Annotated in this window: 19 protein-coding genes; 5 read left to right on the forward strand and 14 right to left on the reverse strand. The window is 55.3% G+C overall.

The genetic code is table 11. The features are described from left to right. Nucleotides 1–22: 22 nt before the first annotated feature. The 4 genes from glnK to DSD31_RS19740 form a co-directional block, all read right to left on the reverse strand. Entirely contained in the window at nt 23–361 is a 339-nt protein-coding gene (gene glnK / locus DSD31_RS19725; RefSeq protein WP_004858743.1) for a P-II family nitrogen regulator, read from the reverse strand. Between the two features lie 242 nt (nt 362–603). Beyond that, complete coding sequence (locus tag DSD31_RS19730; protein ID WP_032716758.1) at nt 604–2382, reverse strand: SmdB family multidrug efflux ABC transporter permease/ATP-binding protein; 1779 nt, start codon at nt 2380–2382, stop codon at nt 604–606. Continuing rightward, a complete protein-coding gene (locus DSD31_RS19735) occupies nt 2375–4147 on the reverse strand; it encodes a SmdA family multidrug ABC transporter permease/ATP-binding protein (RefSeq protein WP_004858741.1) in 1773 nt (590 codons plus the stop codon). Before DSD31_RS19735 ends, DSD31_RS19730 begins: the two co-directional genes overlap by 8 nt. Nucleotides 4148–4189: 42 nt before the next feature. Then, on the reverse strand, nt 4190–4648 hold the full coding sequence (locus DSD31_RS19740; RefSeq protein WP_004858739.1) for an Lrp/AsnC family transcriptional regulator: 459 nt from the start codon (nt 4646–4648) through the stop codon (nt 4190–4192). A 115-nt stretch (nt 4649–4763) separates the two neighbouring features. On the opposite strand from DSD31_RS19740, the gene DSD31_RS19745 reads away from it, so the two are divergent. Continuing rightward, complete coding sequence (locus tag DSD31_RS19745; RefSeq protein WP_113991269.1) at nt 4764–5816, forward strand: PLP-dependent cysteine synthase family protein; 1053 nt, start codon at nt 4764–4766, stop codon at nt 5814–5816. Nucleotides 5817–5861: 45 nt separating this feature from the next. Here DSD31_RS19745 and cof read toward each other — a convergent pair whose 3' ends face one another. Next, on the reverse strand, nt 5862–6680 hold the full coding sequence (cof, locus tag DSD31_RS19750; RefSeq protein ID WP_004858732.1) for an HMP-PP phosphatase: 819 nt from the start codon (nt 6678–6680) through the stop codon (nt 5862–5864). A gap of 710 nt (nt 6681–7390) precedes the next feature. Here cof and DSD31_RS19765 point away from each other — a divergent pair. Together DSD31_RS19765 and queC are read left to right on the forward strand one after the other, a co-directional pair. Next, nucleotides 7391–9091, forward strand: a complete 1701-nt coding sequence (locus tag DSD31_RS19765; RefSeq protein WP_113991270.1) for an SgrR family transcriptional regulator — start codon at nt 7391–7393, stop codon at nt 9089–9091. Nucleotides 9092–9157: 66 nt separating this feature from the next. Beyond that, a complete protein-coding gene (gene queC, locus DSD31_RS19770; RefSeq protein ID WP_004858727.1) occupies nt 9158–9853 on the forward strand; it encodes a 7-cyano-7-deazaguanine synthase QueC in 696 nt (231 codons plus the stop codon). Between the two features lie 215 nt (nt 9854–10068). Here the strand turns inward: queC and DSD31_RS19775 are convergent, their stop codons facing one another. From DSD31_RS19775 to bolA, 9 genes are all read right to left on the reverse strand, one after another. After that, entirely contained in the window at nt 10069–10470 is a 402-nt protein-coding gene (locus DSD31_RS19775; RefSeq protein ID WP_004858725.1) for a YbgC/FadM family acyl-CoA thioesterase, read from the reverse strand. Between the two features lie 110 nt (nt 10471–10580). Then, complete coding sequence (locus tag DSD31_RS19780; protein ID WP_004858724.1) at nt 10581–10949, reverse strand: helix-hairpin-helix domain-containing protein; 369 nt, start codon at nt 10947–10949, stop codon at nt 10581–10583. Nucleotides 10950–11097: 148 nt separating this feature from the next. After that, nucleotides 11098–12972: a peptidylprolyl isomerase gene (ppiD, locus tag DSD31_RS19785; RefSeq protein WP_004858720.1), complete on the reverse strand. Its 1875-nt coding sequence runs from the start codon at nt 12970–12972 to the stop codon at nt 11098–11100. Nucleotides 12973–13185: 213 nt separating this feature from the next. Next, nucleotides 13186–13458, reverse strand: a complete 273-nt coding sequence (gene hupB, locus DSD31_RS19790) for a nucleoid-associated protein HU-beta (protein ID WP_002444653.1) — start codon at nt 13456–13458, stop codon at nt 13186–13188. Nucleotides 13459–13665: 207 nt separating this feature from the next. Next, entirely contained in the window at nt 13666–16020 is a 2355-nt protein-coding gene (lon, locus tag DSD31_RS19795; protein WP_004858717.1) for an endopeptidase La, read from the reverse strand. 183 nt (nt 16021–16203) lie between these two features. Then, a complete protein-coding gene (gene clpX, locus DSD31_RS19800; protein WP_004858716.1) occupies nt 16204–17478 on the reverse strand; it encodes an ATP-dependent protease ATP-binding subunit ClpX in 1275 nt (424 codons plus the stop codon). Nucleotides 17479–17610: 132 nt separating this feature from the next. After that, nucleotides 17611–18234, reverse strand: a complete 624-nt coding sequence (clpP, locus tag DSD31_RS19805) for an ATP-dependent Clp endopeptidase proteolytic subunit ClpP (protein WP_004858713.1) — start codon at nt 18232–18234, stop codon at nt 17611–17613. A 358-nt stretch (nt 18235–18592) separates the two neighbouring features. Then, the gene (gene tig / locus DSD31_RS19810) at nt 18593–19891 is read right to left on the reverse strand and encodes a trigger factor (RefSeq protein WP_004858711.1); all 1299 of its coding nucleotides are present in this window, start codon (nt 19889–19891) and stop codon (nt 18593–18595) included. Between the two features lie 342 nt (nt 19892–20233). After that, a complete protein-coding gene (bolA, locus tag DSD31_RS19820; RefSeq protein ID WP_015585028.1) occupies nt 20234–20551 on the reverse strand; it encodes a transcriptional regulator BolA in 318 nt (105 codons plus the stop codon). A 427-nt stretch (nt 20552–20978) separates the two neighbouring features. On the opposite strand from bolA, the gene DSD31_RS19825 reads away from it, so the two are divergent. Continuing rightward, nucleotides 20979–21557, forward strand: a complete 579-nt coding sequence (locus tag DSD31_RS19825) for a lipoprotein (protein WP_004858708.1) — start codon at nt 20979–20981, stop codon at nt 21555–21557. Nucleotides 21558–21600: 43 nt separating this feature from the next. Further along, the gene (gene ampG / locus DSD31_RS19830) at nt 21601–23076 is read left to right on the forward strand and encodes a muropeptide MFS transporter AmpG (RefSeq protein WP_004858707.1); all 1476 of its coding nucleotides are present in this window, start codon (nt 21601–21603) and stop codon (nt 23074–23076) included. Nucleotides 23077–23103: the final 27 nt, after the last annotated feature.

Below are 23103 nucleotides of genomic sequence, written 5' to 3' on the forward strand. Positions count from 1 at the left end.
CCATCACTGTGTGGTCTGGACGTTACAGTGCCGCTTCGTCGGCTTCGCCGGTGCGGATGCGAATAACGCGTTGCAACTCGGCGACGAAAATTTTGCCATCGCCAATTTTTCCGGTGTAGGCCGCTTTACTAATCACATCAACGACCTCATCAAGCTGATCGTCGGCAATCGCGACATCAATCTTCACCTTTGGCAAAAAATTGACGCTGTATTCGGCACCACGGTACAGCTCGGCGTGGCCTTTCTGACGGCCAAACCCTTTTACCTCAGTGACCGTCAGGCCCTGAATGCCGATGGAAGATAACGCTTCACGCACATCTTCCAGTTTGAATGGTTTGATTACCACGGTAACCAGCTTCATAAGTCCCCTCCGCTCTGAATTCGTAATGGCAGCAGCTAACACACAGGGAATAAAGCAAGGGCTATGCCAGAAATGAAAAAGGGCCGCATAGCGGCCCTTTTAACGAAGAAAACAGCACAACAGTGGCAGAAGGTAGCGGAAAAACGCCGACCACAGCCAAAAACGCACCATTTCAGTGCATCAGGCGTTGCATTTTTGCACCATGCTAAACCGCGCCAGCACGGGTGCTTGCTTATAGTGCATCAGGCGATCAGCGACTCTTCCTGCGCGCTGGCAGCCAGCTCTTCGCCGGCCAGCTGCAGCTGATACATTTGCCAGTAGCGCCCTTTTGCTGCCAGCAACTGCTGATGATTGCCACGCTCAACCGCCTGCCCACGGTGGAGCACCAGAATGGTGTCGGCATCAACAATCGTCGACAGACGATGTGCAATCACCACCAGCGTGGTGTGCTGACGAACTTTAGCCAACGCTTGCTGAATCGCCTGTTCGGTGCCGGAATCGATATTCGCCGTCGCTTCATCGAGAATCAAAATCTGCGGGGTATCCACCAGCACCCGCGCCAGCGCCAGCAGCTGCTTCTGTCCCACCGACAGATTATTCCCCTGCTCGCCCAGCTGCGTATAAATCCCCTCGCTCATTCCGCGCGCCAGTTCTGCCAGCTGCACCGACTCCAGCGCCTCCCAGACCTGCGCCTCGCTGATATCGCGACCGAGCGTGACGTTGGCATAAAAGGTATCCGCCAGCACCACCGGATCCTGCTGCACCATGGCAACGCCCTGGCGCAACGCGCTGTGGCTCAGTGAAGCGAGCGGGCGACCGTCGATACGAATTTCCCCTTTGCTCAGCGGGTAGTAGCCCATCATCAGACTGGCCAGGGTGCTTTTACCGCTGCCGGTGTGCCCCACCAGCGCCACAAAACCACGGGACGGAATATCCAGGTTAATGTCCTGCAGTACCAGACGATCGCCACGATAAGCAAAAGAGAGATTCTCAATTGACACGGTGCCGCTGCGCAGCGGCGCACTGTCCTGGCCCCACGCCTGACGCGGGCGATCCATCAGTTCGAAGACGCGCTCGCCGGCGACGACCGCCTGCTGAAGCATCGACTGCTGGGTTGTTAGCTCGATCAGCGGCTCATTCAGGCGCCCCAGGTAGCTGATAAAGGCGTACAGCACCCCGACTTCAATTGTGCCGGCCGAGCTGAATCCAAACAGCATCAGCAGCCCGCAGAGCACCAGCGTTGAGAACAGGCTCAGCAGCGGACGCAGCAGGAAACCATCGAGGCGCAGCGTTTGCATCCGCGCCAGATAGTGCGCATAGCTGGCTTCGCGCATCCGCTCGCCAAAACGCGCCTGCTGGCGGAACTGCTGGATCACACCCATCCCGTTGATGACTTCATTAAAGCCGTCGTTGATATCGGCCAGCCAGGCCCGTACCCGACGCACGATCGGCGTGCTGTAGCGTTGATAAATCATCATCACGATCAACACCGCCGGGAAAATAGTCAGCGCCACCAGCGCCATGCGCCAGTCAAGGCTGAACATCGCCACCAGCATTGCGCCTATCAGCGCCGCGCTACGCAGCACCGTCGCCACCACCGTGACGTACAGATCGCGGATCACTTCCGTGTCGTTGGTGACGCGGGAGATCAGTTGCCCGACCGGCTGGGTATCAAATTCGCTCAGCGGCTGGCGTAGCGCGGCATCCATCACATCACTGCGCAGCTGCTGCACCACGCCAACAGCGGCGCGGTTAAACAGCAGCGACTGGTTATAGTGCAGGGTCGCCGCAAGGATCTGCAGGCCGAGGTAGGCCGCGGCAAGACCGCAGACCAGCTTCAGCGGCACCGAGTTCTTCGCCACCATATTATCGATAAAGTAGCTAATCAGCAGCGGACCACTGACCTCGGCGGCCGCGGCAATCCACATCATCACCACCGCGATAATCAGCGGTTTACGCCACGGGGAACCGTAGGCCAGCAGGCGTTTTAACGTCGGCCAGAGCTCGGAAAAACTACGCATCAGCGGCCTCCTCGTGATCCTGCGGCGCATCGTCCAGCGCCGCTTCCAGCTGTTGATAGCGATACATATCGCGATACCAGCCGGGCTGCGCCACCAGTCCATCGTGACGACCACGCTGGACAATATGCCCGTGTTGCATCACCAGAATCTCGCTGGCCTCAGTCAGTGCCGACAGGCGATGGGCGCTGATAATAACCGTTCGCCCCTCTCCCCACTGCCGCAGATTATGCAATATCTGATGCTCGGTCCGGCCATCCACCGCCGACAGCGCATCGTCAAGAATCAGAATCTCGGCTTCCAGCAACAGCGCGCGGGCGATGGAAATGCGCTGTTTTTGCCCGCCGGACAGCATCACGCCGCGTTCGCCGACTTCCGTTTCATATCCCTGCGGCAGGCGCAGAATATCGTCGTGCACGCTGGCCAGCCGCGCAACATGCTCAATTTGCTCCGGCGTTGCATCGGGCCTGCCGAGCGCGATGTTGTTGGCGACGGTGTCGGAAAACAGAAACGGCGTCTGGTTCACTACCGCCAGCCGGGCGCGCCAGCTATCGAGCTGCAGCCGCGTCAGCGGAATATCATGGAAGCGAATATCCCCTTGCGTGACGTCAAAGTGGCGCTGAATCAGCGCCAGAATCGTGCTTTTCCCTGCGCCGGTTGGCCCGCAAATGCCCAGCATTTGCCCAGGCTGGAGCACGAAGTTGACCTTCTCCAGCGAGGCCTTATTCGCCTGCGGATAGATAAATTCGCGTACGGCGACGCTCAGCGCACCGCGCCCTTCCGGGGCCAGCTCATGACCATCGTTGACGGTCGGCGCCTCCTCGAGCATCGTGCGGATCCGACTGTAGGCCGCGCTGCCGCGTTCCACGATGTTAAACATCCATGCCAGCGCCAGCATCGGCCAAATCATCAAACCGAGATACATCACAAAGCTGGTTAGCTGGCCGAGGGTCATACTGCCCTGCAGCACCATCCAGCTCCCGCCGCCGATCGCCAGCAGGTTAGCCGTGCCAATCGCGATATAGATAGTCGGATCAAAGCGCGCATCAATCCGCGCCACGCGCATGTTTTTCCTGCCGGTATCCGCCGCATCGGCAGCAAACTGCGCCGATTGCCGGTCCTCCAGGCCAAAGGCCTTAATCATGCGGATGCTGGTCAGGCTCTCCTGAGTACGATCGTTGAGGCTGGAGAATGCCGCCTGCGCGACGCGGAAGCGTTCATGGAGCGCATCACCGTTACGCTTGATAACCAGGGCCATCACCGGCATCGGCAGCAGCGCCAGCAGGGTGAGCTGCCAGCTGATTTGCGTCGACATCACGATCAATACCGCACAGCCCATCACCATCGAGTCCACCAGCGTCAGCACCCCTTCCCCCGCAGCAAAAACCACTCGATCAACATCGTTGGTGGCGCGCGCGATCAGGTCGCCGGTGCGGTGGCGCAGGTAAAAAGCCGGATGCTGACGGCTGAGCTGACGGTAAAAGTCCTCCCGTAGCTCCACGGCCAGCTGATAAGAGGCACCAAAAAGCAGCACGCGCCAGACGTAGCGCAGCAGATAGACCATCACCGCGATCAGGACCAACGCGCCGATCCACATCCACACCTTCTCCGCGGTGTAATGTTGTCTGGTGACGCCGTCAACCACGATTCCCACCACCTTTGGCGGAATCAGCTGTAAAACGGCGATAATGGCCAGCAGGGCAATAGCACCGAGATAACGGCGCCACTCCCGGCGGAAGTACCAGCTAAGTTGAGCAAATAATCGCAAGCAGTTAAATCCTGAGTGTATAAATCGTCGCGGCAAACGCCGTTAATCAATAGGTAAGGCAGTGGTGTATTTTATCTGTTCCATCGCGAAACTCGAAGTGACATCAGACAGCCCGGGGACGCTGTTCACCAACCGTTTATAAAAATCATCGTAGCGTTTCATATCCGCCACCTGCACCCGCAGCAGGTAATCATACTCTCCCGCCATACGCCAGAAGCCGAGGACTTCCGCCATCTGCGTGACTTCGCTGACGAAGCGGCAGTACCAGTCGCTGCTGTGATGCTGGGTCTTAATCAGTACAAATGCCGTCAGACCGAGCCCCAGCTTTTCGGCATCCAGCAGCGCCACGCGCCCGAGCAGGATCCCCTCATCTTCCAGCCGCTTCAGCCGTTTCCAGCAGGGCGTGGTGGTCAGATTAACGGCATCAGCCAGCGCCTGCAAAGAGAGGGTGCAGTCAGTTTGCAGTAAAGAAAGCAGCTTACGGTCAATTTTATCTAGCATGAGGCACCTCCGGAGAAAAATTTTCTCCCTTCATTGTAATTGAAAGGCTAAATAGCAACAATTTTTCCTCACACTTCCGTTAAGCTGGGCACAAAATGACAAACAGGAAATGACGATGAATAGCGCCTGGGTAAAACACGCAATCAGTGAAATCAACGCCGATTATCAGCGTTCCGCCGACACGCACCTTATTCGCCTCGTGCTGCCCGGGTTCCCGGGTATTCAGATCTACCTGAAAGATGAGAGCACCCATCCTACCGGCAGCCTGAAACACCGCCTGGCGCGCTCTCTGTTCCTTTACGGCCTGTGTAACGGCTGGATTAAGGAAGGGACGACGATTATCGAAGCCTCTTCCGGCTCGACGGCGGTTTCTGAAGCCTACTTTGCGCGCCTGCTCGGTCTGCCGTTTATCGCCGTTATGCCTTCCTGTACGGCAAAACGCAAAATTGAGCAGATTGAGTTTTATGGCGGACGCTGTCACTTTGTCGAGAGCGCGTGTGAAATCTATGCCGCCTCCGAAAGACTGGCTCGCGAACTGAACGGCCATTATATGGATCAGTTTACCTTCGCTGAACGGGCGACGGACTGGCGCGGCAATAACAATATTGCCGACAGCATCTTCCGGCAGATGACCCATGAACCGCATCCGCAGCCCTCATACATCGTGATGAGTGCGGGGACCGGCGGGACTTCGGCCACGATTGGCCGCTATATCCGCTGTCAGGGCTATGATACGCAGCTGCTGGTGGTTGATCCGCAAAACTCGGTGTTCCTCGACTACTGGCAGAGCCGCGATGCCGGCCTGCGCAGCCCGGTCGGAAGCAAAATCGAAGGTATCGGTCGTCCGCGCGTCGAGCCATCATTTATTCCTGATGTCGTCGATGAGATGCTGCGGGTCCCGGACGCGGCCAGCGTCGCCACCGCCCTGTGGCTGGAAACGCTGCTTGGTCGCAAAGTCGGCGCCTCCACCGGCACCAATATGTGGGGCGTGCTTGAGCTTGCCGTGCGTATGCGCGCTGAGGGGCGTACCGGTTCTATTGTCACTCTGCTGTGCGACAGCGGCGAACGCTATCTGGAAAGCTATTACAACCCGCAGTGGGTCGCGAGCCAGATCGGCGATATCACTCCGTGGCAGGCAAAAATCGCGGCGATGGTGAACACCCAATAAAAAAAGCCAGACACCGAGGGTGCCTGGCTTGCTGGAAGGGTCTGTTTATTCGGGGGAATAAGGAAGATCGGGATTATCCAGCCAATGAGTTAAAAAATGGGAGACCGCTTCATGGCGACAGTCTCCAATAACCGGTAAATGCGGCAGTTCAGCTTTGAGCTGCGGCATTGCGTTACCCATAATGACCCCGCGCCCCACGCTACCGAGCATTTCGCGGTCGTTCATGGCGTCGCCAAACGCCATACAATCCTGCATCGACAGGCCCAGATGCTGGCTGAGTACCGCCAGCGCAGCGCCTTTATTACAACCATTCGGCAGCACTTCCAGGCAGTCGAACGCTGAAAAACAAATATGCGCGCGATCCCCGAGTGCTTCAGCCAGCTGAACGTTGAGCCGCTGGAGATCGTCGTGATCGCCGCAGAAGCAGACTTTGGTGACGTTATCCGTCGGCATCCGCCTGGGATCGTATATCTGATAGCGGAAGCCGCTGAAAATATGCGCTTTGAGCAACTCGGGCATCGCTTGCCCGGTAAACCAGCCACCGTCGTTAAAGACGTGCATACTGGCCGCCGTATCCCAGCGACGGTGGAGCACCGCTTCCGCGACGCCAGGATCAAGATCGCTACGGTGCAGTTCTTCACCATCCAGCGCGTGAATCCGCGTACCGTTGCCGGTAATTAAGTAAGCATCCAGCGAGAACTCACCGATGACGTGGCGCATTTCCAGCGCATGGCGTCCCGTGGCAAAGGTCAGGGTAATGTCACGATCGCGCAGGCGCTTCAGCGTTGAGAGCGTTGACGTTCCCAGACGATGGTCCGGCAGCAGCAGCGTGCCGTCCATATCAAAAGCAGCGAGTCTTGCCATGTGAGCTCCCAAAAGCACGGTGAGTTTTACTTGAGTTCCAGTATCACCTGAGATATACGGAAGTAATAGTGAATAGATAAATTTTATTGTTCCGGTTTTACAAACCGCGCTCGCGCAGGCTCCGAAGGGGCGAGGCCGAAGGGCAGCCTGGGTAACAGGTGTGAATAATCGCAAGCAGCACAGAGGCAGTCTTGTCAGGTGAGATGAATATACACAGAATCATCCGGCCTGCATCAAGGCGGCAAGTACGCGAATCCCCGGGAGCTTACTCCAGTAAATGACCGGGTGAGCAAGCGCAAGCAGCGCAGAGGCAGTCTTGTCAGGTGAGATGAATATACACAAAATCATTCGGCCTGCATCAAGGCGGCAAGTGCGCGAATCCCCGGGAGCTTACTCCAGTAAATGACCGGGTGAGCAAGCGCAAGCAGCGCAGAGACAGTCTTGTCAGGTGAGATGAAGATACACAAGATCATTCGGCCTGCATCAAGGCGGCAAGTGCGCGAATCCCCGGGAGCTTACTCCAGTAAGTGACCGGGGTGAGCAAGCGCAAGCAGCGCAGAGGCAGTCTTGTCAGGTGAGATGAATATACACAAAATCATTCGGCCTGCATCAAGGCGGCAAGTACGCGAATCCCCGGGAGCTTACTCCAGTAAGTGACCGGGGTGAGCAAGCGTAGCCAACGCAGAGGCAGGTTGAAGGATGAAGTGTATATGAGATTACTGAACCGGCTGAACCAGTACCAGCGCCTGTGGCTCCCCTCCTCCGGCGCGCCACAGCAGGTGACCGTAAGTGAGCTGGCAGAACGCTGCTTTTGCAGCGAGCGCCATATTCGAACGCTGCTTCGCCAGGCGCAGGAGGCCGGCTGGTTGAGCTGGCAGGCGACTCCCGGGCGCGGAAAACGCGGCACGCTGATTTTTCATACCGCACCAGATGCCTTACGTAATGAGATGATGGAGCTGGCGCTGAATAACGGCCAGCAGAAAAATGCGCTGGAGCTGGCTCAGCTGGCGACGGAAGAGCTGAAGGCGCTGCTGTCACCTTTTCTTGGCGGTCAGTGGCAAAACAATACGCCGACTTTGCGCATTCCCTACTATCGCCCGCTTGACGCTCTGCAGCCGGGGTTTTTACCCGGTCGCGCCGAACAACATCTTGCCGGGCAAATTTTTTCTGGCCTGACGCGCTTCAGAGCACAAAATAGCGCTCCGGCCGGTGATTTAGCCCACCACTGGCAGGTATCGCCGGACGGCCTGCGCTGGCAGTTTTATATCCGCTCAACGCTGTTCTGGCATAATGGCGATCCGATAGAAACGCTGCAGCTTCGGCGGCGGCTGCTGATGTTGCTGGAGCTGCCCGCCCTGCGTACCCTGTTTGCCAGCATTAACCGAATCGATGTCACGCATGCGCAGTGTCTGACGATTACGCTGCATCGCCCGGATTACTGGCTACCGTTCCGCCTCGCCAGCGACGGCAGCTTACTGGCGCATCCCGATGAACCAACGGTCGGTAGCGGGCCGTTCCGTCTGAAACTGTTCAGCCCGGAGCTGGTGCGGCTGGAGAATCATCCGCGCTATCATCTGAACCACCCGCTGATCCAGGCGGTGGAGTACTGGATCACTCCCCAGCTGTTTGAGCAGAATCTGGGCACCAGCTGCCGCCACCCGGTGCAGATTACCATTGGCGATCCGGACAAGCTGGCAAATCTTCGTCAGGTCAGCAATAGCATCAGCCTCGGGTTTTGCTACCTGGCGCTGCGTCAGAGCCCTCGCCTCAGCAAAGCTCAGGCGCAACGTCTGGTATCGCTGATTCACCGCTCTTCACTGCTGAAGACGCTTCCGCTCGACGAAGATTTGATTACCCCCAGCAACGAGGTGTTGCCCGGATGGACCATTCCCCAGGGGCCAGAGAATCAGGATATTCCTCTGCCCGAACAGCTTACGTTGCTGTATCACCTGCCGGTCGAACTGCACACGATGGCAGAACAGCTCCGCCTACGGCTTGCCGCCCTCGGCTGTGAACTGAAGCTCATTTTTCGCGACGCCAAAAACTGGCACGGTTGCCAGGAACTGGCGCAGGCGGATTTGGTCATGGGCGATCGGCTGATCGGCGAAGCGCCGGAATACACGCTGGAACAGTGGCTGCGTTGCGATACGATGTGGCCTCATTTATTGACCGGGGCACAGTATGCTCATCTGCAGGCCACCCTCGATGCCGTCCAGGCGCAGCCTGAAGAACGCAGCCGCAACGAAGCGTTGCGCAATGTCTTCAATATCCTGATGGACGATGCCATCATGACGCCGCTATTTAATTACAATTATCGCATCAGTGCCCCACCGGGCGTAAACGGCCTGCAGCTTAACGCCCGGGGCTGGTTTGATTTCACCAGCGCCTGGCTACCGGCATCGCCGCCGTGATGAAGCTGGTCGCCGCGCCCATCAGGCGCTACCATATCGCTTTCACTTTGATTGTCAGGAATTGCCATGAAACGCGCCGTAGTTGTCTTCAGCGGAGGACAAGATTCAACGACCTGCCTGGTGCAGGCTCTGCAACAGTACGATGAAGTGCACTGCGTCACTTTTGATTATGGCCAACGCCACCGCGCGGAAATTGACGTCGCTCGCTCTCTGGCGTTAAAGCTGGGCGCCGTTGCCCATAAGGTGCTCGACGTGACGTTGCTTAACGAGCTTGCCGTCAGCAGCCTGACCCGCGATAACATCCCGGTGCCGGACTATGAGCCGGAAGCCAGCGGTATCCCGAATACCTTCGTGCCCGGGCGTAATATCCTGTTTTTAACCCTGACGGCGATTTACGCCTACCAGGTTAAGGCAGAGGCGATCATTACCGGCGTGTGCGAAACCGATTTTTCCGGCTACCCGGACTGCCGCGACGAGTTCGTGAAAGCGCTGCACCATGCCGTCAGCCTCGGAATGGCGAAAGATATTCGCTTCGAGACGCCGCTGATGTGGCTTAACAAAGCCGAGACATGGGCCTTAGCCGATTACTGGGGCCAGTTAGCACTGGTGCGCCATGAAACCCTGACCTGCTATAACGGCATTAAAGGCGACGGCTGCGGACAGTGCGCGGCCTGTAACCTGCGCGCCAACGGGCTAAGCCAGTACGAGGCCGATCGGCCGGGTATTATGGCAGTGATGAAACAGAAAACCGGGCTACAGTAACCGGTCATTTCCCGGTAGCGGCTGACGCCATACCGGGCCTGTAAGATCCGCGCATGACATCAAGCCCGTAGCCGGTCAGCACAATTCCAGTACCAAATCCGCAACGCACCGTCGGCCGGGTAAGGCATCAGCCACCGCCCGGCATTTTCTCTATGGCCGTTAGCTGAGACGGATGCGCGATAGCGCATCCGGGACACATGCCTCCGACTGGCCTGTCAGCAAGGCTCCAGCTGAATCAGTTTCTCGCGCAGTTCCCCCTCCAGCGGCAGCGCCTTCTGCGTTTTAAGATCGATGCAGACAAAGGTGATTAGCGCATCGGCTACCCCTTCGCCGTTAGGATTGAGGGTTACCACCTGGCTTAATGTTCCGCTTTTCCCGTTCAGCTGTTCCAGTTTGCTGGTGACGGTAAGCACATCGCCTAACACCGCCGGGCGGCGATAATTGATATTGATATTCACCACCACGAAGGCGATGTTGCGTGCGGTCATCCAGTGAAAAGCCGGGCTGCTTTCCAGGCCGTCCCAACGCGCCTCTTCGAGAAATTCCAGATAACGCGCATTATTGACGTGCTGATAGACGTCGAGATGATAGCCGCGAACTTTGATTTGTGTCTGCATAGCGCACATGCCTTATCTTTCATTGTTGTTTTGAGGTCAGAGGTCACACCACTTATGTGACCTCTTCATTCTGGCAAATAATGACGACTGTGCAAACTTGTGCTGAAAATTTATAACTTCAGATGTGACAGATTTCTCTCCACCAGCGAGTGCCCCATCCCCGGGACCTGCTTAAGATCGTCAACGGTTTTAAATGGTCCGTACTCTTCGCGATAGCTCACGATTGCCTGCGCTTTCTTCAGACCGACGCCATTCAAAGCCTTTGCCAGCTCCTCTGCGCTGGCACTATTGATACTCACCCTGATTCCATCACTCTCAGTCGCGTTTAACGTCTCAGGCACCTTCGCCTGCGGCGTCTGCACGCTCTCCTTTGCCGTCGCCGACGTTTTCCCGCTGGAAGGGGCGGCAAGTACACCCTGATGTCCTGCCGCGCAAACCAGTACGGCGGCGGCAATAAGCGTTTTCAATCCACGTTTCATGCTGTTATCTCCTTGTTTGTAGACAGCGGGATCACAATAGCGAGGGTGGAAATGGAGTACAAAAGACAAACCGCAGAAATGGAAAAGGCCGCGAAAGCGGCCTTTGAGGATTACATCACGTTACTGATTTTTGCGAAGCGTCACGAAATTATTGCTGTTGGTCGATAGCATCGCCGAGTTTAATTTTCGCGGACTTACGCAGGTTGCTCATCAGCGCTTCGAAAGCAATCTGAGCATTGTTCTGCGTGATGCCTTGCACCATGGCTTTTTTCTGCGCTTCCGGCATGTCGCCGGCTTTGACCTCATCCAGCGCCAGCAGCACCACGTTGCCTTTGATGTCGCTACCCATACCGTAGACAGGTTTACCCTGCTGCGGCAGCGGCAGAGCAAACGCCGCCTGGCTCAAGGGATCCTGACCGGTACGTGCCAGCGTCTGCGCCGGGCCGAAGCTTAAACCTGCGGCTTTCATCGCCTCGTCACCTTTACCATCTTTGAGCGCGGCCAGCAGCTTGTCTGCATCCAGCTTCGCCTGCTGTTCAGCTTTGGTATGTTTGACGATATCGATAACCTGCGCTTTCACATCTGCCAGTGGCTTCACGGCTTCCGCTTTGTGCTCGCTGATACGCAGAACAAAGGCGCGATCGCCATCGACGGTGATGATATCGGAGTTGCTGCCCGGCGTACCGTTCTCGCCCACCAGACCGCCGTTGAAGATAGCATCGGCAACCGGTTTAAAGTTCAGCTCTTCTGGCAAATTGTCACGCCCAAACCAGCCGGTTTCGGTCACTTTCACATTCGCAGCCTGTGCGGCGCTGGCCAGCGATTCGTTATCATTGCTGGCGGCATCGCTCACTTTCTGCTGCAGCGCGTAGTAAGCATCCAGCGCTTTTTCCTGCTTCACTTTCGCCGCGATATCATCGCGAACTTCGGCCAGCGGTTTAACCTTCGCCGGCTGAACATCATCAAGACGGACAACCAGGAAACCAACGGAAGATTTAATCACGCCAGAAAGCTGGCCTTTTTCTTTCAGACCGGCATTTTTCAGCTCTGGTACCGTCGCAGCATCGTCCATCCAGCCCATATCGCCACCGTTGCGGGCAGAGATAATGTCGGTAGATTTTTCTTTCGCCAGGGTGGCGAAATCGGCCCCTTTCTTCAGCTCATCCAGAACCGTCTGGGCATCGGCTTCGGTCTTGGTCTGAATCACGCTGTAGCGGTTACGCTGCGGCTGCGTGAACTGATCCTGATGCTGATCATACCAGGACTGGATTTCCTCGTCAGAGGCGTTCTCCTGCATGCCAGCCGCATCCATTTTGATGTAGCTCACGCGGAACTGCTCCGGCGCCATGAAACGGGCCTGGTTTTGCTGGTAGTAAGCGTTGACTTCCTCATCGGTCACCGTCTGCTTCGCCGCCAGTGCATTGACATCGATGGTGGCTTCACGCACTACGCGTTGCTGGGATACCAGCGCAGCCAGCTGATCGGATTCACCGGGCAGCATAAAGTCAGTACCGGCAATGGCATTAATCAGCTGCTGAGTTGTCAGCTGGTTGCGCAGCGCCTGCGCGTACTGATCGGTGGTCATGCCCATTTGATTCACGATACCGCTAAAACGTTCGTTATCAAATTTGCCGTCAGTCTGGAAAGCCTGAGTCTGGAAGATAGCCTGTTTGACTTGAGCATCGCTGACGCTCAGTCCGAGTTCGCGGGCGTACTGGTCAAGCAGCGACTCGTCAATCAGACGGTTCAGCACCTGCTGACGCATGGTTTTCATGTAGTTTTCGTTGGCCGCCAGTTCAGAGAACTGATCGCCAAGCTGCTGCTGCATACGGTTACGTTCGCTGGCAACGGCATTTTCAAACTGTGAGCGACCAATTTCCTGGTCGTTAACTTTCGCGGCATAATTGTTACTGCCGCCAATCAGGTAACCACTCACCCCGGTCAAAATGAACGAGATAATGATGATACCGAAAATAATCTTGAGCACGACGCTATTGGCGGCCGTGCGTAGGTTGTCCATCATGGTGTAACAACGCTCCGCTGTAGATGACTTTAGCTCGCGCAGCATAGCACGTGATGGCTGCCGCGCGTGAGGACCTATTTTGACAAGAAAATGGGGTGATTGTCAGCCCACAAGTGCGTACAAACACACATAAAGTCGGGTTCCGGGCAAATAAAAAAGGCACATCTCGCGATGCGCCCTTGTACTTCGTCACATTCCCTGATGGGAAGCCGATCAGTTTACCGCGTCTTTCAGCGCTTTACCGGCACGGAAACCCGGCACTTTGGCAGCAGCGATGGTAATTTCTTTACCTGTTTGCGGGTTGCGACCAGTACGGGCAGCGCGCTCTTTCACAGCAAAGGTACCAAACCCGACCAGCGCAACGTCATCTCCAGCCTGCAGAGATTCAGTAACAGAAGCAATTAAAGCATCTAACGCACGTCCGGCTGCAGCTTTAGAAATGTCCGCACCCGCAGCAATTTTGTCAATCAGTTGAGATTTATTCACTGTTCTCTTCCTCTCTTTATAATTTATATCGCACCAGAATCCTTCGTGGTGCGACCGCGCAGCAGTTATATCAGGACTGTCATGCCCTTACAACAGAGTTGTAGATGACCCCCTGCCAGCGATCTAAGTTAGCTACACAAAAAAAGGCTGGCAAGTACGAATTTACTTCCCAGCCCCACTTTTCTTAGCGCTATTTGCGCGAAATCACTATTTTGCCGTGACGACCTGCATGCCGAATGGTTCGTTCTGCAACGCAAGTGTCAGAACTTCTTCGATTCGTTTCACCGGATGGATATCTAAATCGGCAATAACGTTATCTGGAATTTCTTCAAGGTCACGTTTATTTTCATCAGGAATCAGAACAGTCTTAATGCCGCCGCGATGTGCCGCCAGCAGTTTTTCCTTCAGACCGCCGATTGGCAGCACCTGACCACGCAGGGTAATTTCCCCCGTCATCGCGACGTCAGCGCGTACCGGATTCCCCGTCAGACAGGAGACCAGCGCGGTACACATCGCAATACCGGCGCTCGGACCGTCTTTCGGCGTCGCCCCTTCCGGAACGTGAACGTGAATATCACGTTTTTCGTAGAAATCCGAATTAATTCCCAGCTTATCCGCACGCGAACGGACCACGGTCAGCGCAGCCTGAATAGACTCCTGCATCACTTCGCCCAGCGAACCGGTATAGGTCAGCTTGCCTTTACCCGGCACACAGGCGGTTTCGATGGTCAGCAGATCGCCGCCCACTTCCGTCCATGCCAGACCGGTGACCTGGCCGACGCGGTTTTCGCTATCCGCACGACCGTAGTCATAGCGCTGCACGCCAAGGAAATCATGCAGGTTATCACCATTAATCGTGATGTGCTTCAGTGACTTATCCAGCAGCAGCTGTTTAACCGCCTTACGGCACAGCTTGGAAATTTCACGCTCCAGCCCACGCACGCCCGCTTCACGGGTGTAATAGCGAATAATCCCGACGATCGCGCTGTCCTCTACGGTCAGCTCGCCTTTCTTCAGCGCATTACGCTCAATCTGCTTAGACAGCAGGTGACGTTTGGCGATGTTCAGTTTTTCGTCTTCGGTATAACCGGACAGACGAATCACTTCCATACGATCCAGCAGCGGCGCCGGAATGTTCATGGAGTTAGAGGTCGCCACAAACATCACATCGCTCAGATCGTAGTCCACTTCCAGATAGTGGTCGTTAAACGCCACGTTCTGTTCCGGATCTAACACTTCCAGCAGCGCTGAGGCCGGATCGCCGCGCATGTCGGAGGACATTTTGTCGATCTCATCCAGCAGGAACAGCGGGTTTTTCACCCCCACTTTCGCCATTTTCTGGATCAGTTTGCCCGGCATTGAGCCGATGTAGGTCCGGCGGTGACCGCGGATTTCCGCTTCATCACGCACGCCGCCCAGCGCCATACGCACGTACTTACGGCCGGTGGCTTTAGCGATGGACTGGCCCAGCGAGGTTTTACCCACCCCCGGCGGTCCAACCAGGCACAGAATCGGCCCTTTCAGCTTGTTGACGCGGCTCTGTACTGCGAGATACTCAAGGATACGATCCTTCACGCGCTCCAGGCCGTAATGGTCGGTATCGAGGATCTCCTGAGCCTGACGCAGATCTTTTTTGACCTTGCTGCGCGCGCTCCACGGCACCTGTACCATCCAGTCGATGTAGCCGCGTACGACGGTCGCTTCTGCCGACATCGGCGACATCATCTTCAGCTTTTGCAGTTCCGCTTCGGTTTTTTCTTTCGCCTCTTTCGGCATTTTTGCCGCGTCGATCTTGCGCTTCAGCGCTTCGTTCTCGTCCGGGGCATCGTCCATCTCGCCAAGCTCTTTCTGGATGGCCTTCATCTGCTCATTCAGATAGTACTCACGCTGAGACTTTTCCATCTGCTTTTTCACGCGGTTGCGAATACGCTTCTCAACCTGCAGCAGATCGATTTCCGATTCCATCATCGCCATCAGATATTCCAGACGTTCGTTAATGTCGGACATCTCGAGGACGGACTGCTTATCTGCCAGCTTAAGCGGCATGTGCGCAGCAATGGTATCAGCCAGACGCGCAGGATCGTCGATGCTGTTGAGCGACGTCAGCACTTCCGGCGGGATTTTCTTGTTCAGCTTGATGTAGCCTTCAAACTGACCGATCGCGGTGCGCACCAGGACTTCCTGCTCGCGTTCGTCGATCGCCGGCGATTCCAGGTACTCTGCTTTCGCTGAAAAATGCTCGCCGTTATCAGACAGTGCAGAAATACGCGCGCGCTGCAGGCCTTCAACCAGCACTTTGACGGTGCCATCAGGCAGCTTCAGCATCTGTAAAATTGACGCCACGGTCCCGACGGTGAAAAGATCATTTACACCCGGCTCATCCGTCGAAGCTTCTTTCTGCGCAACCAGCATGATTTTTTTATCATGGTCCATAGCCGCTTCAAGACAACGGATAGATTTTTCCCGCCCTACAAACAGGGGTATGACCATGTGCGGATAAACCACCACATCGCGCAACGGCAATACGGGGATTTCAATGCGTTCAGAACGCTCAGGATTCATAGAGCTCTCTCTTAGTTTAAAGTCCGCCAGGTAGCCAGCGGCACGACTCGTCATCGCGACGCCGTTAATATGTAATCCAGTATATGGGGATGTATTCCACACATTCAACGGCGGGAATGCAGGAAAAATAAAAGGGGAGATAAAATCCCCCCTTTTTGTTAACTGCTTGAGCAAGTTGGCTAATTATTCACCAGACGCCTGCTGCGCTTCCGGTTTGCCATAGATCAGCAACGGCTTGCTTTGTCCGTCGATAACGGAAGCATCGATGACCACTTTTTCCACGTCTTCCATTGACGGAAGATCGTACATGGTATCGAGCAGCGCGGCTTCAACGATGGAACGCAGACCACGAGCACCGGTTTTACGCGCCATCGCTTTTTTGGCGATCGCGTCCAGCGCTTCATCGCGGAACTCCAGCTCAGCGCCTTCCAGGTTAAACAATGCCTGATACTGTTTGGTCAGGGCATTTTTCGGCTCTTTCAGGATCTGAATCAGCGCTTCTTCGCTCAGCTCATTCAGCGTTGCAACGACCGGCAGACGACCGATGAACTCCGGAATCAGACCAAATTTGATCAGATCTTCCGGCTCAACCTGAGACAGCAGCTCACCTTCGCTCGCTTTGTCAGATTTGGCTTTTACCGTCGCGCCGAAACCAATACCTGAACCGGTTTCGACACGATGGGAAATAACCTTATCCAGACCGGCAAACGCGCCGCCGCAGATAAACAGAATCTTGGAGGTATCAACCTGCAAGAACTCCTGCTGCGGATGCTTACGTCCGCCCTGCGGTGGTACCGCGGCAACGGTTCCTTCGATAAGCTTTAGCAGCGCCTGCTGCACGCCTTCGCCGGAGACATCGCGGGTAATCGACGGGTTATCCGATTTACGGGAAATTTTGTCGATCTCATCGATGTACACGATACCGCGCTGCGCTTTCTGTACGTCGTAGTCACATTTCTGCAGCAGCTTCTGAATGATGTTTTCGACGTCTTCACCGACATAACCGGCTTCGGTCAGGGTGGTGGCGTCCGCCATGGTGAACGGTACATCCAGCAGACGCGCCAGCGTTTCCGCCAGCAGCGTTTTACCGGAACCTGTCGGCCCGATCAGCAGAATGTTACTTTTACCCAGCTCAACACCGTTGCTGGTATCACCATTGCGCAGGCGTTTGTAGTGGTTGTATACCGCAACGGCCAGCACTTTTTTCGCCGGCTCCTGGCCGATAACGTAATCGTCCAGGTGGTGGCGGATTTCGTGCGGAGTCGGCAGCGCACTGCGTTCACGATGCGGCGCGACTTCTTTAATCTCTTCGCGAATGATGTCGTTACATAAATCAACGCATTCGTCGCAGATATACACGGATGGCCCGGCGATCAGCTTACGCACTTCATGCTGGCTTTTGCCGCAAAAAGAGCAATACAACAGTTTGCCCGAACCATCTTTGCGTTTATCTGTCATGAGTCCAAACCTCTTATTAAGTTCTTTGTGCCGCACACGACGACGCAAATGCCATTCTCAGGCGCAAGCCGCTGATAAGCGTTGTGCCGCCCTACTCCAGACAAGTATAGCGGCCCCCTTGCGCCAGGGGCATCAATTACGATGGGTCAAAATGGAATCGACCAGGCCGTATTCCACCGCTTCGGAGGCTGACAAGAAACGGTCACGCTCGGTGTCGTTCTCAATCTGCGCAAGGGATTGACCCGTATGGTGTGCCATCAGTTCATTCATCCGCCCTTTCACTTTCAGGATCTCGCGGGCGTGAATTTCGATATCCGTCGCCTGACCCTGATAGCCGCCCAGCGGCTGGTGGATCATCACGCGGGAATTCGGCAGGCAGAAACGCTTGCCTTTTGCCCCTGCGGTCAGCAGGAACGCGCCCATCGATGCCGCCTGGCCCATACAAATGGTGCTCACGTCAGGCTTGATGAACTGCATGGTGTCGTAAATCGACATCCCGGCGGTGATCACCCCGCCCGGAGAGTTAATGTACAGATAAATGTCTTTTTCCGGGTTCTCTGCTTCCAGAAAAAGCATCTGCGCCACGATCAGATTCGCCATGTGGTCTTCCACCTGGCCGGTCAGAAAGATGACGCGTTCCTTGAGCAGACGGGAGTAGATATCAAAAGAACGTTCACCGCGCGAGGTCTGTTCAATGACCATCGGCACCAGGGCCATATGGGGTGCAAAGTTATCTCGTTCGCCACTGTATGACATTTCCGTCTCCTGGATTAATTTTGAATAAACCTGCCGCACTGATTGTAACCTTATGGACGGATTATCAGCCAGAGTCTTCTGTCCGTCATCGTTCAAATTACCTGGATATCGGCCTTACGCCCGTAACCTGAACAAATCCCGACAGACACGCTTCGTCATTATGCATGATTTCACGCGTGCAGTTTCGTCTCCTCGTTGTGGGGACGATGCAATCATAATTCAAGCATAACAAGCTTTTGTCGTAACGCTATCATTGATATCGCGTTTTCGCACTCATCCTGAAGCTATTGCTGCGATAAAAAAAAACCCGCCGCCTCTCGGCAACGGGTTTTACCTGAACGTTAAACCGTGGGCGAAATTACGCCTGCTGGTTCATCAGTTCATTGAAGGTCGTGGCTTTTTCAGACACTTTCGCTTTTGCCAGAACGGCTTCAACAGCCTGCTCTTCCAGCGCAACGTTACGCATGTTGTCCATCAGTTCGTTGTTTTTGCTGTAGAACTCAACAACTTCTTTCGGATCTTCGTAAGCGGAAGCCATCTCTTCGATCAGGCCTTTAACACGCTCTTCGTCAGCTTTCAGCTCGTTGGTACGAATCACTTCGCCCAGCAGCAGACCGACAACTACGCGGCGTTTAGCCTGCTCTTCGAACAGTTCGCGCGGCAGTTCCAGAGCCTGCTTCTCATTGCCACCGAAACGCTGAGCAGCCTGACGACGCAGAACGTCGATTTCGCTGTCGATCAGGGCAGCCGGCACGTCGATGTCGTTCGCTTTAACCAGACCTTCGATAGCCTGAGACTTCACGCGGTTACGCACGGCGCCTTTCAGCTCGCGATCCATGTTTTTACGCACTTCAGCGCGCAGACCTTCTACGGAACCATCTTCAACGCCGAAACGTTTGATGAATTCAGCAGTCAGTTCCGGCAGCTCGCGCTCTTCAACTTTCTTCAGGTTGATAACGAACTTAGCCGCTTTACCTTTCAGGTTTTCTGCGTGGTATTCTTCCGGGAAGGTCACATCGATAGTGAACTCTTCGCCCGCTTTGTGGCCTTTAATACCGTCTTCAAAGCCTGGGATCATACGACCCTGGCCCATCGCCAGTACGAAGTCAGTCGCTTTGCCGCCTTCGAACTCTTCGCCGTCAACAGAACCGGTGAAGTCGATGGTTACGCGGTCTTCTGCATCAACAGCGCCATCTTTGTCTTTCCAGTTAGCCTGTTGCTTACGCAGCGTGTCCAGCATGGTGTCGACATCAGCTTCGGTCACTTCAACAACCGGTTTTTCAACTTCGATAGTTTCCAGACCCTGCAGCGCAACTTCCGGATAAACTTCGAACTCTACCGCGTAGGTGAAGTCTTCACCCAGCTTGTATTCGCCCGGAACGTAGTTCGGTGCGCCGGCTGGATTGATTTTCTCTTTGATGATCGCGTCAACGAAGTGACGGCTCATCAGGTCGCCCAGCACGTCCTGGCGAACGGATGCGCCATAACGCTGAGCAACAACATTCATCGGCACTTTCCCTTTACGGAAGCCGTCAATGCGAACTTTTTTCGCCACGTTGACCAGCTCGCTTTTGACAGCATTCTCGATGCTGTCAGCGGCGATAGTAATCGTTACACGGCGCCCAAGGCCCTGAGTGGTTTCAACTGAAACTTGCATCTTGTTACCTCAAAAAAATCACAGTGCTCGGTCAACTCTGGAAGCGCGTGTACGTTGCTTCGCAGAACCGGGATGCCCTCTTCAATCAGAAACACATTCCCTGTCGCCAGAATCATCCCGAAGACATTCATATAAGACGCGGCATTATAGCGGCATCACTTTTGTGAGTCGAGAACGGTTGTCGCCCACGGCTGCGGCATTTTTCACAATTCCCGCGCAAATTTGTCTTTAAAAGCGCCCACTGCACACATTTTCAGACAAAACAAAACGGCCCGCAGGCCGTTTTTTGATAAATCTTCACGCAACATACTGGAAAAGTTCCCGCGGTTGCAAATACGATTTCTAGGCGATACTTCCCGCACCGCGACAAGGAGGAGATGCAAATACCGTGTCCTGGAGCCCTTCCCACTCTTTAATCGTATAGGTATGCAGCGCCAGCGCATGCACAGTGCTCGACAGCTCCTCAGTCAGCGTACCGTAGATCATACGGTGACGGTTCAGAAAACGCTCGCCGGTGAAACGATCGCTCACCAACACCACTTTAAAATGACTTTCAGAGCCAGCCGGGACATTGTGGCGATAACTTTCATCCACGACTTCGAGATACACGGGGTCGAACGCTGCCCTAAGTTTTGCTTCGATCTGTTCACGTATCATCATGAATTTTCTCCTCCGACAACGCTGAGATGCCGCCATTCCTTTTAAATGTTAGCCGCTTTTACCGCTTCCATTAGGGGAAAACAACAAAAAATTAGCATTCTTCTGATATTTTCATTCAAAAGTATCAAGTTTACTCACTCTCTCCCCCAGAACGTCCGCCTGGATCGCGATAAAAATGGGAGGCGGCGATAAAATGTACAACGCGATGAATTTACATGCGTTGCCACTTCCCCTCGCCGTTGGCGATGTTATGATGGCGGTAATTTTCCTCAATGACCCGAAATAGATTTGAGCGACGGAAAGGCTACAAACGGGAGAGTCCTCAGGCGCTTGCTGAAGCGAGTGACGAGGGCGAACAAGAGCCGCTAACGCAACCGTTGCCTGAAGTATGACGGGTATAACAACACCATGCGCTGAGACCCTGAACATGTTTAAGAAAATTCTTTTCCCGCTGGTCGCGATGTTTATGCTGGCAGGATGCGCGACGCCTCCGACTACCATTGATGTATCGCCGAAAATGAGCCTGCCGCAGCAGGACCCAAGCCTGATGGGCGTCACCGTCAGCATTAACGGTGCGGACCAGCGTCCGGATCAGGCGCTGGCGAAGGTTACCCGCGATAACCAACAGGTTACGCTGACCGCCTCCCGCGACCTGCGCTTCCTGCTGCAGGAAGTGCTGGAAAAACAAATGACCGCGCGCGGTTATATGATTGGGCCGAACGGCGCAGTCGATCTGCAGATTATCGTGAATAAACTGTATGCCGACGTTTCCCAGGGCAACGTGCGCTACAACATCGCCACGAAGGCAGATATCGCGATTATCGCCACCGCCGCGAACGGCACCAAAATGACCAAAAACTATCGCGCAAGCTACTCTGTTGAAGGCGCCTTCCAGGCCTCCAACCAGAATATCGCCAATGCGGTGAACAGCGTCCTGACCGATACCATCGCCGATATGGCGCAGGACACCAGCATTCATGATTTCATCAAGCAAAACGCGCGTTGATCGTTCGCCAACCCGGCCTCGCGCCGGGTTGGCGCCATAAACCATGTCCAACCACTACTTACGCATTTTCCAGCAGCCTAAATCAGCTATTTTGCTGATTCTTGGGTTTGCTTCCGGCTTGCCTCTGGCGCTGACCTCCGGCACGCTCCAGGCGTGGATGACCGTTGAAAATATCGATCTGAAAACGATCGGCTTCTTCTCGCTGGTTGGCCAGGCTTACGTCTTTAAGTTTCTCTGGTCGCCGTTAATGGACCGCTACACGCCGCCGTTTCTTGGCCGGCGCCGCGGCTGGCTGCTGACCACGCAGTTTCTGCTGCTTATCGCCATTGCCGCCATGGGATTCCTTGAGCCTTCGACCCAGCTCCGCTGGATGGCCGCATTAGCGGTCGTTATCGCCTTCTGCTCCGCATCGCAGGATATCGTCTTCGATGCGTGGAAAACCGATGTGCTGACGGCAGAGGAGCGCGGCGCTGGCGCGGCCATCAGCGTGCTGGGCTATCGCCTGGGGATGCTGGTCTCCGGTGGCCTGGCGCTGTGGCTGGCTGACCGTTGGCTCGGCTGGCAGGGAATGTACTGGCTGATGGCCGTGCTGCTGATTCCCTGCATTATCGCCACCCTGCTGGCGCCAGAACCGAGCGATGTGATTCCGGTACCAAAAAGCCTCGAACAGGCGGTCGCCGAACCGCTGCGCGACTTCTTCGGACGTAACAACGCCTGGCTGATCCTGCTGTTAATCGTCCTTTATAAGCTCGGCGATGCCTTTGCGATGAGTCTGACCACCACGTTTTTGATTCGCGGAGTCGGTTTTGATGCCGGCGAGGTGGGAATGGTCAATAAAACGCTGGGACTTTTCGCGACGATTGTTGGCGCACTTTACGGCGGCGTACTCATGCAGCGCCTCACCCTGTTTCGCGCCCTGCTGATTTTCGGCGTGCTACAGGGCGTATCCAATGCCGGCTACTGGCTGCTGTCGATTACCGATAAACATCTTTACTCCATGGCGACGGCGGTCTTTTTCGAAAACCTGTGCGGCGGTATGGGCACGGCGGCATTTGTCGCCCTGTTAATGACCCTGTGTAATAAATCGTTTTCCGCCACCCAGTTTGCTTTGCTGTCCGCGCTATCGGCAGTCGGTCGCGTGTACGTCGGGCCCATTGCCGGCTGGTTCGTCGAAGCTCACGGTTGGCCGACATTTTATCTGTTCTCTGTCTTTGCCGCCGTCCCGGGAATTGTGCTCCTGCTGCTCTGCCGGCAAACCCTGGAGTACACGCAACGCACCGGAAGCTTTATTCCGCGCACGGACTATCCACAGACCTATACGCTGGCGCTGCTGATTCTGGCCGTGGGTTCGCTGATGCTGGGCATATGGCTGCTGTTGCTGATACTCAATGCCCTCGACTTCACCTCTTTTTCCTTCCTGCCCACGCTACTGGAAATTGCGGCCCTCACCGCCATCGCCGGCGTTGTGCTCGGAAGTCTGCTGGATTATCTGGCGTTACGGAAGAGTGCGCTGATTTAACGCATCATTGCGCTGTTATTAGCCGTT

It is taken from the genome of Klebsiella sp. X13 (genome assembly GCF_003323835.1).
In the GTDB taxonomy this organism is placed as follows: domain Bacteria; phylum Pseudomonadota; class Gammaproteobacteria; order Enterobacterales; family Enterobacteriaceae; genus Klebsiella; species Klebsiella ornithinolytica.

What these genes read in the sequence shown, in the direction of transcription:
- glnK (WP_004858743.1), bottom strand. Translation starts at nt 361, where the DNA reads ATGAAGCTGGTTACCGTGGTAATCAAACCATTCAAACTGGAAGATGTG.
- DSD31_RS19730 (WP_032716758.1), bottom strand. Translation starts at nt 2,382, where the DNA reads ATGCGTAGTTTTTCCGAGCTCTGGCCGACGTTAAAACGCCTGCTGGCC.
- DSD31_RS19740 (WP_004858739.1), bottom strand. Translation starts at nt 4,648, where the DNA reads ATGCTAGATAAAATTGACCGTAAGCTGCTTTCTTTACTGCAAACTGAC.
- DSD31_RS19745 (WP_113991269.1), top strand. Translation starts at nt 4,764, where the DNA reads ATGAATAGCGCCTGGGTAAAACACGCAATCAGTGAAATCAACGCCGAT.
- cof (WP_004858732.1), bottom strand. Translation starts at nt 6,680, where the DNA reads ATGGCAAGACTCGCTGCTTTTGATATGGACGGCACGCTGCTGCTGCCG.
- DSD31_RS19765 (WP_113991270.1), top strand. Translation starts at nt 7,391, where the DNA reads ATGAGATTACTGAACCGGCTGAACCAGTACCAGCGCCTGTGGCTCCCC.
- queC (WP_004858727.1), top strand. Translation starts at nt 9,158, where the DNA reads ATGAAACGCGCCGTAGTTGTCTTCAGCGGAGGACAAGATTCAACGACC.
- DSD31_RS19775 (WP_004858725.1), bottom strand. Translation starts at nt 10,470, where the DNA reads ATGCAGACACAAATCAAAGTTCGCGGCTATCATCTCGACGTCTATCAG.
- DSD31_RS19780 (WP_004858724.1), bottom strand. Translation starts at nt 10,949, where the DNA reads ATGAAACGTGGATTGAAAACGCTTATTGCCGCCGCCGTACTGGTTTGC.
- ppiD (WP_004858720.1), bottom strand. Translation starts at nt 12,972, where the DNA reads ATGATGGACAACCTACGCACGGCCGCCAATAGCGTCGTGCTCAAGATT.
- lon (WP_004858717.1), bottom strand. Translation starts at nt 16,020, where the DNA reads ATGAATCCTGAGCGTTCTGAACGCATTGAAATCCCCGTATTGCCGTTG.
- clpX (WP_004858716.1), bottom strand. Translation starts at nt 17,478, where the DNA reads ATGACAGATAAACGCAAAGATGGTTCGGGCAAACTGTTGTATTGCTCT.
- clpP (WP_004858713.1), bottom strand. Translation starts at nt 18,234, where the DNA reads ATGTCATACAGTGGCGAACGAGATAACTTTGCACCCCATATGGCCCTG.
- tig (WP_004858711.1), bottom strand. Translation starts at nt 19,891, where the DNA reads ATGCAAGTTTCAGTTGAAACCACTCAGGGCCTTGGGCGCCGTGTAACG.
- bolA (WP_015585028.1), bottom strand. Translation starts at nt 20,551, where the DNA reads ATGATGATACGTGAACAGATCGAAGCAAAACTTAGGGCAGCGTTCGAC.
- DSD31_RS19825 (WP_004858708.1), top strand. Translation starts at nt 20,979, where the DNA reads ATGTTTAAGAAAATTCTTTTCCCGCTGGTCGCGATGTTTATGCTGGCA.
- ampG (WP_004858707.1), top strand. Translation starts at nt 21,601, where the DNA reads ATGTCCAACCACTACTTACGCATTTTCCAGCAGCCTAAATCAGCTATT.